This is a genomic window from Pseudomonas syringae group sp. 26L6 (assembly GCF_032587815.1).
GTDB lineage: Bacteria > Pseudomonadota > Gammaproteobacteria > Pseudomonadales > Pseudomonadaceae > Aquipseudomonas > Aquipseudomonas amygdali.
This window is the reverse complement of the sequence record NZ_JAWHPJ010000051.1, coordinates 1-1,942: the sequence shown is the minus strand read 5'-3', so window position 1 is coordinate 1,942 and position 1,942 is coordinate 1. Positions and strand designations below refer to the sequence as shown.

The 1,942-nt window shown below is 60.8% G+C and carries 1 protein-coding gene; it reads left to right on the top strand.

The window, feature by feature from the left end:
• Position 1: 1 nt before the first annotated feature.
• On the top strand, positions 2-1,942 hold a 1,941-nt coding region (locus tag RYA97_RS20035; protein ID WP_316892989.1), incomplete at its 3' end, for a toxin VasX.

Below are 1,942 nucleotides of genomic sequence, written 5' to 3'. Positions count from 1 at the left end.
CCTGAAGGTCTGGGATCACATCGAGGGCACGCACCTTCATCTGCAGATCGCGACCCTTGAAGGCGAGCCGATTCGCCTGCCATTGCTCAGCGGCACGAAAGTCACGCCGCGACAGGCCGATGCGCAGTTCAACCAGATCGTTCCGGTATTACCGTTCGTGGCATTGCCCGGTTCGAAAACGGTGGACGATATGGGTACACCGGTGCTGGCTCGCGCGGGTTATGTGTATGTGTTTTATCAGGAGAAGCTGTGGCGCGAGCTGGAGATCCACGTCAGCGAAACCGGCAACACGTATCACGACATCGACGTGGCCCGATATCGTCAGCAAAACGGGTTTCTAGCGGGCGACCGCAAGGCCACTGGCCAGGCGCTTGAGGACATCTGGCTGCCGGCACTCTGGAACAATCGGCATGTGCAGACGCTACAGTTGTGTTTCTCGGAAATACAGCTCAGCGCGGCACGCCTTGAGCGTCTGGAAAAAGACGCGGCTTCAAGAGATCAGCGCTGCAACAGCCCTGACCTGAGCGGGTCGAAAATGCGCTTCACGGACCTATACAAGGGCAAGCCCGATGGCAAGGCGATGCTCGATGCGTTTTCTGGCTTTGATGCCAAAAACCCTGTCGCCCAGGCACTCATCGCCCCGATCAAGGCGACCCGGCTGAATCTGCAATACAACGCGTTCCCGGTCAGCCTGGCTGCACCGCAGCGCGCCCGCCAGCCCGGTTATGAAAGGCTGCTCGATCATCCGGCGCGGTATCTGTGTGATCTCTCGGGGCAGTATCCGGTCGAGTCCTTCAGAGAAGCCAAGGCATTTCTCGCTCAGGCTGGCAGAGGTGTTGCTGTGCAGGATGTCAGGCACCTGGAGCTGACAGCGATGGCCGACGCGCTGCTCGCCAGTTTGCCGATCGCAGCGGATGCCGAGCCCGTCGATGCGGGCGTGCTCTGGGAAGCGCAGGCCGGTGTCGTCGATGTGCTGGAAAACGCCCGCCAGCGGCAGGTCTGCGGTGTGCTGCTGGACGATGCCTGCTATCGCCTGCGTTATCTGCGACAACGTGTCGATACGTGCCAGCAACTGTTCGCGCTGTGCGCCCGATACGCCGTTCTTCACCCACACCATGCCAGCGCGTTGCTGGTGCAACAACTGGTGGTGCCGCGCAGTATTCGCGGTCAGGAAAACCCGCTGCATGCGGCGATGGCCAAGCTGCATGAGCCTGGCAGGCGAGCGATCAACCAATGCACTGCCACGGTCCAGCGCGCGGTGGTCTGGCGGCACATGCTCAGTGCTCAGGACGCGCTGGTCGCCAGCCTTAAACAAAGCGCCACGGAGCAAATGCTGGCGGATCACCTGAGCCTTGAAGGTTTCGACTACGTGGCGGCGATGTATGAATTGAGTCGGACGCTGGCAACTCTCGCGCTGCTGCCATCCAACGTCGATCCGTTGGCACCCGGTGGCGACATGGTGGATGCGGTCACGGGTGTTGGGGTATGGGATCAGGCCGTGAGCCTTGGGCAGAAGTTTTTGAACCAGACGGCCAGCGTTGACACATCGTCCCTGCACCTCATGCTCTGGCCCGAATGCGATCTACAGACCGCTTGCGCGCCTTATGTCATGCCGGTTACAGATGACGAGAACAAAGGCGACGGCCGTTTTCGCGCCACCGAACTGGCCCGTTTCGAGGCTCAGCCAGCGCCTGACCCTATCGCCCAAGTCACACTGGACGCCACCACCCTCGCTAACTTGCTGGCGGGCGACAGCCTGCAGAACTTCTTCCTGATCAACAACGGCAAAGCTACAACAGCGGCGCTGGTCGGGATCTTTGAAAACCTGCAAAGCGCCGCAGATGGCGCTGCGAACGCCGTCGCCAAAGCCAGCCAGACTCTTGCGTCAGCCAAAGGTAATGCAAACAGCGCCAATGCCAAGGTCCGGTCGGCAAACGACCGA